This is a genomic window from Jeotgalibacillus proteolyticus (genome assembly GCF_050107735.1).
GTDB lineage: Bacteria > Bacillota > Bacilli > Bacillales > Jeotgalibacillaceae > Jeotgalibacillus > Jeotgalibacillus proteolyticus_A.
Genome location: NZ_JBNILO010000017.1, coordinates 41,664 through 54,679, shown reverse-complemented (window position 1 = coordinate 54,679; position 13,016 = coordinate 41,664). Strand labels below are relative to the sequence as shown.

The window sequence follows — 13,016 nt, the reverse complement described above, 5'->3', positions numbered from 1 at the left end:
ACTCTCCGTAAAGTGTTTGATAAAGCTCATAATGTTTCTTGTAAATCTTGTACTAACGTTGACGTTTTTGGTTGTTTAGTTTTCAAGGTTCAAGGTGTTTCGTTTGTGTGTTGCTCTCTCAAGCGACTAGATCATCTTACCATTATTTCAGTATCGATGTCAACAACTTTTTTTAATTGTTTTTTGTTCGCGTTGTTTTTCTTAGCAACGAATAATAATATAACATGCTACAAACAGCGTGACAATAGTTTTTTCAAAAAAACTAGAATTAATTTTAAAAGCCTTGTAAACCTTTTGTAAATTTCCTTATAAATTCACATCCCTATGATTCTTTTAGATCGAAAGAAAGAAAAGGGCCATCCCATGGACAGCCCTTTTCTTTCTTAATCCCGATGACGCATAAGTGGAAATAGCAGAACATCGCGAATAGATGGTGAATTGGTCAGAAGCATCACAAGTCGATCCACTCCAATTCCTAATCCGCCCGTTGGAGGCATGCCATACTCCAGCGCTTCAACAAAATCATCGTCCATTTCATGTGCTTCATCATTACCAGCAGCCTTTTCTTGGAGCTGAGCTTCAAACCGCTCACGCTGATCAATTGGATCATTTAGCTCCGTGAAGGCATTCGCATACTCGCGGCCTACAATGAATAGCTCAAAGCGGTCCGTAAAGCGTGGATCTTCAGGATTCTTCTTAGCCAGTGGAGAGATCTCCACCGGATGGCCGTAGATAAAGGTTGGCTGAACAAGTGTTTCTTCTACTTTTTGTTCAAAGAACTCATTTACAATGTGGCCGTATTCCATTGATTCCTTCACTTCGATGCCATGTTCCTTGGCAAGAGCATGCGCTTCTTCTGCAGTCATTTCACTCCAGAAGTCAACGCCAGTTACTTCTTTAATAGCGTCTACCATATGAAGGCGGGTCCATTCTGGCGTAAGGTCCACGTCATGGCCGCCATATGGTACTACTGTAGTGCCAAGCACTTCTTTTGCTACATGTGCTACTAGGTTTTCAGTCAGGTTCATAATGTCATGGAAATCAGCGTATGCTTCATACAATTCTATCATGGTAAACTCAGGATTGTGTCGGGTTGATACCCCTTCGTTACGGAAGACGCGGCCAATTTCATAGACTTTTTCCATTCCTCCGACAATCAGACGCTTTAAATGCAGTTCAATCGCAATGCGCAGATAAAGCTCCATATCTAATGCATTGTGATGGGTAATGAACGGACGCGCTGCTGCTCCCCCTGCTACTGAATGAAGCATAGGTGTCTCCACTTCGAGATATCCATTGTCATCCAGATACCGGCGCATGGACTGAATAATGCGGCTTCGTGCGATAAATGTGTTTTTGCTTTCTTCGCTTGTGATCAGATCCAGGTAACGCTGACGGTAGCGCTGCTCAACGTCTTTTAAGCCATGAAACTTTTCCGGAAGCGGACGAAGAGCCTTGGATAAGAGCTCAAAGCTTGTTACTTTTATGGATAGCTCTCCGACCTTCGTTTTGAAAACTGTCCCGCTTACTCCGACAATGTCCCCTAAATCTGATGTATTAAAAAGCTCATAGGCTTCATCACCAATTGCATCTTTTCGAACATATAACTGGATTTGACCCTGTAAATCCTGAATGTGGGCAAATCCCGCTTTTCCTTTTCCGCGCTTGGTCATGATGCGGCCTGCTGCTGAAACCGTTACAGGGGTTTCATCGAGCTGCTCTTTTGTAAACTCACTGTATTGAGTTTTAATATCATTTGAACCGTGCGATCGGTCAAAGCGTTTGCCGAATGGATCGTTACCCTTTTCACGGATCGATTCCATTTTTTCGCGGCGTACGCGAAACTGGTCATTCATTTCTTCGTGACTCATTCCGTTCACTCCTTATTTTTATTTTCTATAAATCAAGGTCTTAGACCGGATTCACAACTACTTGTCTATTTTACACAATATGCAGAGTGGGTACACCCCTAAAGTCTCTTTTGCTGAATCTCTGTGTCGAAAAAAATGAGAGATGAACCCAGAAACAAAACAAATTCATGGTTTTTTCGACAAATCTCTTCTATATAAAAGCTGCCCATCTAAAGATCGGCAGCTTTTCAGCTTCATTTCACTATGCATATTAAAGCAGTTCTTCTAATAGGAGGCTGTAATTCTTTTTCCAAAGCCTTACTCCTGCCTGATCAGGAAGTGTTTGCTGCTGTTGCTTTAACGACTTTTTTAAACCTGGATAAACCACATCCGGGCTGATTTCAAGCAAAGGAATTAATACAAAGCTTCGTTCATGCATTCGCGGGTGGGGGATCGTCAGCCGGTCTGATTGGATCATGTCTGCGTTAAACAAAAGGATATCAAGATCAATGGTCCGTGGCCCCCACCTAACCAGTCGTTTACGTCCGAGTTTATCTTCTATTCGCTGGCACAGGTCTAATAATTCTTCGGGTTTCTTACCTGTTTCAATTTCAGCAGCAAGATTTAAAAACGCGTTTTGCTCTGTTACACCGACCGGGTCTGTTTCATATATGGAAGAAACCCGCGTTACTTGAACCCCCTCCGTTCTTTGCAGTTGACTGATCGCCTCTTTAAGATTTACAAAAGGCTCACCCTGATTTGAACCTAGTGATAAGTAAGCAATAGATGTCATGTCAATTTCTGCTCCTGGTGATTTCAACTGCCACAGATTTATAGTGACCGCGTATTGGCGGATCCGGCTTAATCACTTCAATCGTACATTGAACCAGTTTTTCAAATTGTCCCAGCAAACCTGATGCAATGCGGTCTGCTACAGACTCAATCAGCTGATAAGGCTCCCCTTCGACTACCTCTTTGCATAAAGTGTAAACCTCTCCGTAATTAATCGAGTCTTCCACATGATCTGAGTGTCCTGGCTTTTGCAGGTCGAGTTCCAATAGTACATTGACCCGGAACCGCTGGCCTAATTTGTTTTCCTCAGGGAACACACCGTGATAGCCGTAAAACTCCATCCCATTTACCTTGATTTTATCCATTGCCTTCATCCTTTCCCATTAATGCGTCCATCACTTTAGCCATTCTTGCGATTTCTTTTACATCGTGAACCCGCATAATATGGCATCCTTTTTGAATACCGAAACAAACCGTTGCCCCCGTCCCTTCCATCCGCTCGGATGCGGGCAGGTCGAGAATATTTCCTATCATAGATTTGCGGGATGTTCCGAGCAGCACCGGGAACCCCATCTCAACTAACCGGTCCAGGTTTCTCATCATTTCAATATTTTGCTTGTGAGATTTAACAAAGCCGATGCCGGGATCCAAAATAATTTGGCTGTCCTGCACTCCAGCCTGTCTGGCGATCAGGATGCTGTCGTTTAAGTCCTCCCATGCTTCTTTCAGAAATGAGTCGTACTGGCGATTAGCCCGGTTATGCATCAGGACGATCGGCACCTGGTGCTGTGCGGCCACGACAGCAATTTCCGGATCCCGCTTTGCTCCCCAAACATCATTGATAATTGAAGCACCGGCTTCGACTGCCGCTTTTGCAGTGGACGCCTTGTAGGTATCAATGGATATAGGTACATTCACTTCTTTCGCAATAGCCCGAATCATCGGAACAACACGTGCAATTTCTTCTTCAGCAGAAACCGGCTGATGTCCAGGACGTGTTGACTCGCCGCCGATATCAATAATATCTGCACCCTGCTGCACCATTTCTTTCGCTCTTTCGACCGCTCTTTCCCGTTCATCAAATTGTCCGCCATCTGAAAAAGAGTCTGGTGTGACATTTAAGATTCCCATTATCACGGTTTTCTGAGATAGATCGAACGTTGTATTCCTGCAGTGTAAAATCATGCTCATCCCTCCTTTCCTAAATCCTCTATGCGTATCAGGGAAGCTGTCTGGTTTTGATACTTCCGTTTTAAAGAAATCGTCCATTTACCTGCTGATCCAGGAAATGAGGTTTTTTCAATTGCGTGCAGCGGGACAATTTCCTGAATGGAGTTCGTCACAAATACTTCATCCCCCTTCAGCACATCTTCTTTCCTGTAAAATCCCTCTTCCACCTGAAGCCCTGCGTGTTTTGCAATTGCTAAGACCATTGCTCTTGTAATTCCGGCTAAAATACCGGTTGCAAGAGAAGGTGTATACAGGGTCTTTTGGGTGATCCAGAACAAATTGGAGGTCACACCTTCTGCTGCAAAGCCATCAGCTGTTAAAAAAAGGCCTTCAGCCCCATCACGCACCTCTCTTCTTGCTGCGATATTATTAAAATAATGATGGGACTTTAATCGCTGGGACGTTTCCGGTGTATTACGGGAAATGGTCAGCCACTCGCCTTTTTTCTCCGTCACCCCGCTTACAGGCAGCTGCTTTTGAAAAAGAATGATGGACGGTCTTTCATATGGATCCGGGAAAAGTCCGATATCACGGACTCCCGCTGATACATTCAAACGAAAATAACCGTCTTCTCCTCCGTTTGCTTCCCTGAGCACAGTGACCATTTGCACCACTTCATCAATGGAAAAGGAATAGTCAATCTGCATTTCCTTTAACGCAAGGTTTAACCTGTCCACATGATCGCCAATCAAAAAAGGATGCCCCCCATACGTACGGAACGTTTCAAAAACGCCCATTCCATAGAGAAACCCATGGTCAAAAGGAGAAATTCTTGCGTCTTCCGCTTCTAAAATAGTTCCGTTTTGCCATATTTTCATGTGGCATCCACTCTTGGTTTAAATGATTTGTAGGCTGTCAGGAAATTACGCAGCAAAAGCTTTCCATACTCCGTCATAATCGATTCCGGGTGGTATTGCACTCCTTCTACAGCAAGAGTGCGGTGGCGCAGTCCCATAATTTCCCCTTTATCTGTCCACGCTGTGACGATTAAATCTTCAGGAACAGAGGATTTTTCAACAATCAACGAGTGATAGCGGGTTGCAGTAAATGGGTTGGGCAGCTCTTGATAAACGGTTTGGCTGTCATGATAAATAAGTGAGGTTTTTCCGTGCATTAACCGCTCTGCCTGAACCACATTTCCGCCAAAGACCTGAGCGATGGACTGATGGCCAAGGCAAACACCAAAGATCGGAATGATACCGGCAAACGTATGGATTGCCTCAAGGCTGATCCCTGCTTCATTCGGGCTGCACGGCCCCGGAGAAATCATTAAATAATTGGGGTTCATTTCGGAAATGTCTGCAATTGAAATCTCGTCATTTCTCCGCACGACCAGTTCTTCTCCAAGCTCTCCTAAAAATTGCACCAGATTATACGTAAATGAATCGTAGTTATCAATCATTAAGATCATGTTGTCATCTCCTTGCCTTCTGCCAGATCTTTTGCATGCCAAAGTGCCTGCGCCTTCTTTAACGATTCTTTGTATTCACGCTTTGGATGGGAATCTATCACCACACCCGCTCCTGCTTGAACATGTCCAACTCCATTTTGGGCAAGCATCGTACGGATCACGATATTTAATTCCATATCTCCATTAAAGCCGATCCAGCCAATCGATCCGGTGTAAAGACCTCTTCTGACAGGCTCCAGCTCTTCAATAATCTCCATGGTTCTGACCTTGGGCGCACCTGTAATGGTGCCTCCAGGAAAAACAGCTCTTATGACATCAGCTTCATTGTAGGAAGGGTCAAGCTGTCCGCGTACATTTGATACAATGTGCATGACATGCGAATACCGTTCAATGACCATAAATTCATTTACTTCCACCGTACCGTACCGGCTGACCCGGCCGAGATCATTCCGTTCAAGATCCACTAGCATGACATGTTCCGCGCGTTCCTTTTCATTTTGAATTAATTCATCTGCGAGTCTCTGATCTTCTTCTTGATTATCCCCTCTTGAGCGGGTACCGGCGATCGGCCTTGTACTAAGTTCAGTTCCTGATTTTTTAATTAATAATTCCGGAGAAGCTGAGACAATTTGGGCATCAGGCATATGAACATAAGACATATAGGGAGAAGGATTAAAAGTGCGCAATTCCTTGTAAATGGAAAGCGGCTCTGCAAGCAGTTTTTTAGATTGGCGAACCGATAAATTTACCTGGAACACATCTCCTTGCGCAATATATGTTCGAATGGCTTCCGCCGCTTGACTGAATCTGCGTTCATCCATAGAAAACTCGAGTTGCGTCTGCTCTTCACGTATGTTTCCACCCTCCTTGCCCCTGCCTTCTTGATTCATTGCTTCCTGCCAAGAAGCAGTCCACTGGTCAAGCATCGTTTCCTGGTCCTCCTCTTCTTTATGCAGCACCATAAAATACAGGAGGTTGGTTTGATGGTCGAACACAAGCCATTGATCAAAAATCATAAAATAAAGATCGGGCAGACCATGATCGTTGACTGCGATTTCCGGGAGCTGCTCGATAGAACGGACATAATCATAGGAGATATATCCCATAGCCCCTCCTTGAAAGTCCGGCAAAGAATTAACAGGCTCATGCTTATAAGGCTTCATCCAGTCAATAAGCAGGTGGAGCGGGTCCCCTTTGAGTGTTTGTTCTGTTCCCTGCTCATATACAGTTAATTCGTCTTTTTCTCCTCTTGCCCAGGCAAACGGACGGATGCCTGCCATGCTGTAGCGGCCGCCTCTTCCGCTTTCTAAAAAAATATGCCGATCTTCCTCAGAAGACTGACAGGTATATGTAGTAAAAAACGCTTCGCGCGTAGTGTGTATGGTTCGGTACGATAAAGTAAATGAACTCATTACTGTGTCACTCCTAAACTCTGGTCTATCTTTTATCATACACGATCCTGTCGTTTCAATCATCGGAAACCTCCTTAACCGTAACGAATGACGGAGCTCTTTTTAACGAAAAAATTATTTTTCACACAAGAAAGAGGATGAAGATCAATTGATCTCACCCTCTCTTACCGTTCTATCCAACCTTGTTCCTGCTGCACCAGCATTTTAGACTGATTGTTTATTCTTCAAATTGATACAGAGGTGTGCTTAAATAGCGCTCTCCATTACTTGGGATAATCGCCAGTACTTTTTTGCCTTTTCCTAATTCCTTGGCTACTTTAAGTGCTGCATATATAGCGGCTCCAGATGAAATACCCCCGAGAATTCCTTCCTGACGCGCAGCTTTTCTCGCTGTTTCAAAGGATTGTTCATTCGAAACCTGGATGACTTCATTGTACATGTCTGTGTTAAGGATATCGGGAACAAATCCTGCTCCAATTCCCTGAATCTTATGAGGGCCTGGCTTTCCACCTGATAAAACAGGTGAGTCCGTCGGCTCTACAGCGTAAATTTTAATGTTCTCATACTTTTCACGAAGCACTTGCCCTGCTCCTGTAATTGTTCCGCCTGTGCCAATCCCTAAAACAAAAGCATCAAGCTGGTCACCCATCTGTTCAACAATTTCTTTACCTGTTGTACGGCGGTGCACTTCGGGGTTTGCTTCGTTTTTAAATTGCTGCGGCATAAAGTAGCCTTTTTCATTTGCTACTTCCTCTGCTTTGGCAATTGCCCCCTTCATTCCATCAGGTCCCGGTGTCAGCACTAGCTCTGCGCCATACGCCCGAAGAAGGTTGCGGCGTTCCATACTCATGGTTTCAGGCATAACGAGCACGGTACGGTAGCCCTTTGCAGCTGCAATCATAGCAAGTCCAATTCCGGTATTTCCGCTTGTAGGCTCAATAATGGTGTCGCCGGCCTTGAGATCGCCTTTTTCTTCTGCGGCTTCAATCATAGCGAGCGCAATTCGATCCTTTACGCTGCTGCCCGGATTCATGTACTCAAGCTTTAAATAAATCTCTGCTGAGTTTTCATCGGTCATTCTGTTTAATTTCACAATAGGTGTCTGCCCTACGAGTTCAGAAATATTATTTGCAATGCGTACCATATCCACACTCCTAATCCCTAGTAATATAATCGGCATTTCGTTATGTTCCAAATTTACCAACTTTTCAGAATGATTTCAACTATTATGTACTAATTATTTTTCGTCCTAGTAACAATATGCTAAAAAACACAGAGATAGAAGCGGTAAGCCTCCATTCTGTGTTTTTTATTCAGTGGGACCGTAAAACCATGTGATCGGCATTTCGTCCCAGAAAGATTCTGCCGTTACCGGAATATTTAATTGTTCAAGCGCGAGCTGACGTTCAATCCGATCTTCCACTTCCTCAAAAGTAAAGGACACTCCTTCAGTGGTTTCATGTAAAAACACGATGACATACCCCTGATCCGTTTGAATTGGACTGGACCACTCTCCCTGCTCAAGTGAACCTGCCGCCTGAATAATTCCTTCATCCACAGAGGTCGAATCCTCAGGAATATACCCATACATGCCTCCCTGGCTTGCAGTCGCAGCATCAATGGAGCGTTCTCTGGCCAAAGCCTCAAAAGAAGAATCGTTCGACAGTTCCTGCATAACCTGCTGCGCTTCCTCTTCCGTTGCGACGACAATTTGAGAAAGACGGTACATAACAGGAACTGAGAAAAGAGACTGATTTTCATCGAAATACTCTCTTCGCTCTTCCTCCGAAAATTGCACTTCAGAGGTAATCAGTTTCTCTAAGATCAGCTCCGTTTTAAGCTGTTCCCTCAGCACTTCTTCATTTGGCAGAGAGGCCTGATCATTCATATTTAATACAGAACGCAGCAGGGAAAATTCCTGATCCAGTTCTTCCTGTGAAATAGAGATATCGTATTTTTCAGCAGATTGCTCCATGACACGCTGATTAATTAATTGCTGAAGAACTTCTTTTCCGTACCGCAGTTCAATGGCATGCAGCCATTCCTGTCTCGAAATTTCTTCTCCATCAACCGTTGCAACCGTTTCAGAAAGGGAATCCGAGTCAGGAGCTGTCATTAAAACGATCAATGTAATGATATTAGTTAAAAGTAAAAATCCAATAATATAAACGAGTGGCTTAGCTTTAAGACGCCTGTTTCGCAGATCGGATTTACTCACGGTTACTTTGCCTCTGCTAAAAAGCCTTCTAATTCCTGTTTGTCGTAAAGATACGTTTCATGGCAAAAGTGACATTGCGCTTCTGCTTGGCCGTCTTCTTCAATCATATCCTGTATCTCATCTTTTCCAAGACTGATGATCGCGGTTCCGAAGCGTTCTTTTGAGCATTTGCATGAAAATGAAACAGGCATTTCATCGAGTACACGTACATTTCCTTCTCCTAGTACAGTATCGAGGATTTCCTCAGGCGACAGCCCTTCCTGTATCATTTTTGAGACAGGAGGAATAGAACTAAGCCTTTTTTCAATAGTTTCAATCGTTGATTCATCCGCTCCCGGCATTAACTGAATGATAAAACCGCCTGAAGCTAATATAGTGTTGTCCGGATTCACTAAAACCCCTACTCCTACTGAGGACGGCACTTGTTCAGAGGTTGCAAAATAATACGTAAAATCTTCGCCCAGTTCACCGGAAACAAGCGGCACCTGACCTGTAAAATTTTCACGCATTCCTAAGTCTTTGACTACTGTTAGTGAGCCTTCTGTTCCTACTGCACCCCGTACATCCAATTTCCCTTGAGGGTTTAAATCAAGATGGGTTTGAGGGTTTGTTACATAGCCTCTTACCTGACCTTTTGCATTGCTGTCAACAAGGATCAAACCGATCGGACCGTTTCCTTCCACTTTTACGGTGAGGTTATTATCCCCCTTCAGCATCGCCCCCATCATAACACCTGCTGTCATTGCACGGCCGAGTGCTGCAGAAGCGGTGGGCCAGGTGTAATGGCGCTCCTGAGCCTCCTGAACAGTCGCTGTTGTATTTACTGCATATGCGCGGACGTGATCGTTATAAGCTAATGCCCGTACCATATAATCTCTCATTTTGTATTCTCCTTTCCATCTTCCATATTCCGTTTATATATTAATTGCAGCCCTTTTAGCGTTAAGAAAGGGTCTACATGATCAATAACATCTGATTCCTTTGAAATTAAAGAAGCAAGCCCTCCTGTTGCGATGACTTTTACCGGTCCGGATGCTTCTTTTTTCATGCGGGAAACAATTCCTTCCACTTGTCCCACATACCCGTAGACGATTCCCGCCTGCATAGCAGTCACGGTGCTTTTCCCTATAACATGATCAGGACGGGCAATTTCAATACGCGGAAGTTTCGCGGCTTTTGCATACAGGGCCTCTGTAGATATACCGATTCCAGGGGCGATTACTCCACCCATATACTGACGGTTTTCATTTATATAACAATAGGTGGTGGCTGTCCCAAAATCAACAATAATGAGTGAGCCGCCGTGATCCTGTATGCCTGCAACAGCATTCACAATCCGGTCCGCGCCCACTTCTTTGGGGTTATCATATTTAATATTCAACCCTGTTTTCATACCGGGTCCCACCACTAATGGCTTAAGATCGAAGTATTTCTGGCACATTCTTTCAAGCGGAAACATGATAGGCGGGACTACAGAGGATATGATAATCCCATCGAATTCCTCAAATGAAAGTCCTACATGTTCAAATAGATTTTTCACAAGCATTCCATACTCATCTTCTGTCTTATGACGATTTGTTTCAATTCGCCAATGATAAAGAAGTTGATCATCCTTATATACACCCAATACCGTGTTTGTATTCCCAACATCCAATACAAATATCATGTTTTTCACCATTCCTACAGAATTATTAACACTTCAAATATCATACCATAATTCGATGTGAAATCTATTGAAGTGCTCTGAATTGGCTTTGAAAGACGGTCGTGTTCATTCAACAAAAAACGAGGCTGGGACAAATATCCTCAACCTCGCTGACCTCCTTCCGTTTCAATGAACAAGGTTTTTTTCCGAGAAATTCCCCTCTTTTGTCGAAACCCCGTCTTTTCTGCTTCCTTGTCACATCCTGTTGAAATAAAATTAACGCAAAACAGAAACCATTCAACAAAATCGGCCATTTAACTAAAAACAGACGCCGGAAGTACGGCGTCTGTAGAAGGTTATTCTTTATCTTTTCGTTCTTCGATCGGACCTGGGTTCTTTGGAGGTTCAACATCTTCCTCAGTAGGCTGATTACCTCTAAATTCCTTTGGTCCTTTTGAATCTGTCAAAAGTTCTTCTGATGATTTTTCAGCAGGCGTTTCCGCTGCATCATCTTTTGAACCTGTCGATTCGTTTTGATCATCTTCATTCCCATAGTCACGCACAGGGAGCGTTCCATGATCAACAAGATGTTTAATTTGACCTGCATCAAGAGTTTCAACTTCCAGCAATGTCTCCGCAATCAGCTCCAGCTTATCGCGATTTTCTGTAAGAATGGTCTTCGCACGGTCATAACACTCTTTGATAATGGATTGAATTTCAATGTCAATCTCATAAGCAATGCGGTCTGAGTAGTTTTGTTCGCTGTTAAAGTCACGTCCAAGGAATACCTGTCCTTGAGATTGACCAAATTGCAGCGTACCAAGCTTTTCACTCATACCAAATTCTGTAACCATTCGGCGGGCAATACCTGTTGCTCGCTGGAAGTCATTAGAGGCACCTGTTGAGGCTTCACCAAAAATGATATCCTCAGCAACGCGTCCGCCAAGAAGTCCAGTAATTTTATCCAGAAGCTCAGGACGCGTCATAAAGTAACGGTCTTCCTTTGGAAGCATAACGGCATAGCCGCCCGCCTGTCCTCGTGGAACAATGGTTACTTTGTGAACCATATCCGCTTCGTCAAGCACAACCCCGATAATGGTATGGCCTGATTCATGAAATGCCACAATTTTTCGCTCTTTTTGAGAGATGACGCGGCTTTTCTTAGCCGGACCTGCGATCACCCGGTCTGTTGCTTCGTCAATATCTGCCATATCGATGGCCTTTTTATCGCGTCTTGCGGCAACAAGCGCTGCTTCATTCAGAAGATTCTCAAGGTCTGCCCCTGAAAAACCTGGTGTACGCTGCGCAATTGCTTTTAAGTCGATATTATCGCTTAACGGTTTATTTCGTGCATGTACTTTTAAGACTGCTTCACGTCCTCCAAGATCCGGACGGTCAACGGTAATTTGACGGTCAAAACGCCCTGGACGAAGAAGGGCAGGGTCAAGAATATCCGGACGGTTGGTTGCAGCAATCATGATGATGCCTTCATTTCCGCCGAAGCCATCCATCTCCACAAGCAGCTGGTTCAGCGTCTGCTCACGCTCGTCGTGTCCGCCGCCTAGGCCTGCTCCACGCTGGCGTCCCACTGCATCAATCTCATCAATAAAGATAATACACGGAGCATTCTTTTTCGCATTTTCAAATAAATCACGTACACGGGATGCACCGACACCAACAAACATCTCTACGAAATCAGAACCTGAAATCGAGAAGAAAGGAACACCGGCTTCACCGGCTGCTGCACGGGCAAGCAATGTTTTACCTGTACCCGGAGGACCTACTAAAAGGATCCCTTTAGGTATACGTGCGCCAACATCAGTAAATTTGCGGGGGTCTTTAAGGAAATCAACCACTTCCACAAGTTCCTGCTTTTCTTCATCTGCACCCGCTACATCTTTAAAGCGGACTTTTTTCTTTTCTTCTGTATAAAGCTTGGCTTTACTTTTACCAAAGTTCATGACGCGGCCGCCGCCGCCTCCTTGTGCCTGGTTCAATAAAAAGAAGAAAAGGATAAAAATGATAACGAAAGGAATAATTGTCGTAAGAAAAGTGACCCATCCGCTCGTTTCTGGTGCTTCAAGCACATCAACGTCTGTCGTTCCTGCTGCAGCCTCGTCAATGGTTTCAAGCACGCTGCTTTCTAATGGAATGTTGGTAACGAAATACTCGTCTTCCGCATATCCACTTTGTTTTCCGACTACGTTATAAACGCTTCGGTTCGGCTGAATATCAATTTCTGTAATCTCACCATTTTCTAGTGAGTTGATGAATTCACCGTATGTGAGTTCCTGGTCGGGCTGGTTTCCACTGTTGAATAAACCAACAATCCCAATGATTACCAGGAATACTAATAGATAAAATATCGTGTTACGAAATATCCGGTTCATCCCTTACCTCCTCCCCACGGTTAAAGAAACTAATACCAATAGTACCATAGTGAAATAAAGCATGACAA

At 44.1% G+C, this 13,016-nt stretch carries 12 protein-coding genes; all 12 read right to left on the bottom strand.

The window, feature by feature from the left end:
- Positions 1-383 precede the first annotated feature (383 nt).
- Complete coding sequence (gene lysS / locus ACQCT8_RS18415; RefSeq protein ID WP_426873544.1) at positions 384-1,871, bottom strand: lysine--tRNA ligase; 1,488 nt, start codon at positions 1,869-1,871, stop codon at positions 384-386.
- 250 nt (positions 1,872-2,121) lie between these two features.
- A complete protein-coding gene (folK, locus tag ACQCT8_RS18410) occupies positions 2,122-2,643 on the bottom strand; it encodes a 2-amino-4-hydroxy-6-hydroxymethyldihydropteridine diphosphokinase (RefSeq protein WP_426873542.1) in 522 nt (173 codons plus the stop codon).
- 1 nt (position 2,644) lies between these two features.
- Positions 2,645-3,007 (bottom strand): dihydroneopterin aldolase, encoded by a 363-nt coding sequence (gene folB / locus ACQCT8_RS18405; RefSeq protein ID WP_426873540.1) that lies wholly within the window; start codon positions 3,005-3,007, stop codon positions 2,645-2,647.
- Complete coding sequence (gene folP / locus ACQCT8_RS18400) at positions 3,000-3,827, bottom strand: dihydropteroate synthase (RefSeq protein ID WP_426873538.1); 828 nt, start codon at positions 3,825-3,827, stop codon at positions 3,000-3,002. Before folP ends, folB begins: the two co-directional genes overlap by 8 nt.
- A gap of 2 nt (positions 3,828-3,829) precedes the next feature.
- Complete coding sequence (pabC, locus tag ACQCT8_RS18395) at positions 3,830-4,690, bottom strand: aminodeoxychorismate lyase (RefSeq protein ID WP_426873536.1); 861 nt, start codon at positions 4,688-4,690, stop codon at positions 3,830-3,832.
- On the bottom strand, positions 4,687-5,283 hold the full coding sequence (gene pabA / locus ACQCT8_RS18390) for an aminodeoxychorismate/anthranilate synthase component II (protein ID WP_426873534.1): 597 nt from the start codon (positions 5,281-5,283) through the stop codon (positions 4,687-4,689). The genes pabC and pabA overlap by 4 nt, the downstream gene beginning before the upstream one ends.
- A complete protein-coding gene (locus tag ACQCT8_RS18385; RefSeq protein WP_426873532.1) occupies positions 5,280-6,695 on the bottom strand; it encodes an anthranilate synthase component I family protein in 1,416 nt (471 codons plus the stop codon). The genes pabA and ACQCT8_RS18385 overlap by 4 nt, the downstream gene beginning before the upstream one ends.
- Before the next feature lie 217 nt (positions 6,696-6,912).
- The gene (cysK, locus tag ACQCT8_RS18380; protein WP_426873530.1) at positions 6,913-7,839 is read right to left on the bottom strand and encodes a cysteine synthase A; all 927 of its coding nucleotides are present in this window, start codon (positions 7,837-7,839) and stop codon (positions 6,913-6,915) included.
- Between the two features lie 165 nt (positions 7,840-8,004).
- Entirely contained in the window at positions 8,005-8,913 is a 909-nt protein-coding gene (locus tag ACQCT8_RS18375) for a peptidyl-prolyl cis-trans isomerase (RefSeq protein ID WP_426873528.1), read from the bottom strand.
- A 2-nt stretch (positions 8,914-8,915) separates the two neighbouring features.
- Positions 8,916-9,794, bottom strand: a complete 879-nt coding sequence (hslO, locus tag ACQCT8_RS18370; protein ID WP_426873526.1) for an Hsp33 family molecular chaperone HslO — start codon at positions 9,792-9,794, stop codon at positions 8,916-8,918.
- Positions 9,791-10,579, bottom strand: coding sequence for a type III pantothenate kinase (locus ACQCT8_RS18365; protein ID WP_426873524.1), 789 nt, complete (start codon positions 10,577-10,579; stop codon positions 9,791-9,793). Before ACQCT8_RS18365 ends, hslO begins: the two co-directional genes overlap by 4 nt.
- A gap of 335 nt (positions 10,580-10,914) precedes the next feature.
- A complete protein-coding gene (gene ftsH / locus ACQCT8_RS18360) occupies positions 10,915-12,948 on the bottom strand; it encodes an ATP-dependent zinc metalloprotease FtsH (protein WP_426873522.1) in 2,034 nt (677 codons plus the stop codon).
- Between the last annotated feature and the right edge of the window lie 68 nt (positions 12,949-13,016).

Coding starts and splice junctions, on each gene's coding strand:
- lysS (WP_426873544.1), bottom strand. CDS start 1,871: ATGAGTCACGAAGAAATGAATGACCAGTTTCGCGTACGCCGCGAAAAA.
- folK (WP_426873542.1), bottom strand. CDS start 2,643: ATGACATCTATTGCTTACTTATCACTAGGTTCAAATCAGGGTGAGCCT.
- folB (WP_426873540.1), bottom strand. CDS start 3,007: ATGGATAAAATCAAGGTAAATGGGATGGAGTTTTACGGCTATCACGGT.
- folP (WP_426873538.1), bottom strand. CDS start 3,827: ATGATTTTACACTGCAGGAATACAACGTTCGATCTATCTCAGAAAACC.
- pabC (WP_426873536.1), bottom strand. CDS start 4,690: ATGAAAATATGGCAAAACGGAACTATTTTAGAAGCGGAAGACGCAAGA.
- pabA (WP_426873534.1), bottom strand. CDS start 5,283: ATGATCTTAATGATTGATAACTACGATTCATTTACGTATAATCTGGTG.
- ACQCT8_RS18385 (WP_426873532.1), bottom strand. CDS start 6,695: ATGAGTTCATTTACTTTATCGTACCGAACCATACACACTACGCGCGAA.
- cysK (WP_426873530.1), bottom strand. CDS start 7,839: ATGGTACGCATTGCAAATAATATTTCTGAACTCGTAGGGCAGACACCT.
- hslO (WP_426873526.1), bottom strand. CDS start 9,794: ATGAGAGATTATATGGTACGGGCATTAGCTTATAACGATCACGTCCGC.
- ACQCT8_RS18365 (WP_426873524.1), bottom strand. CDS start 10,579: ATGATATTTGTATTGGATGTTGGGAATACAAACACGGTATTGGGTGTA.
- ftsH (WP_426873522.1), bottom strand. CDS start 12,948: ATGAACCGGATATTTCGTAACACGATATTTTATCTATTAGTATTCCTG.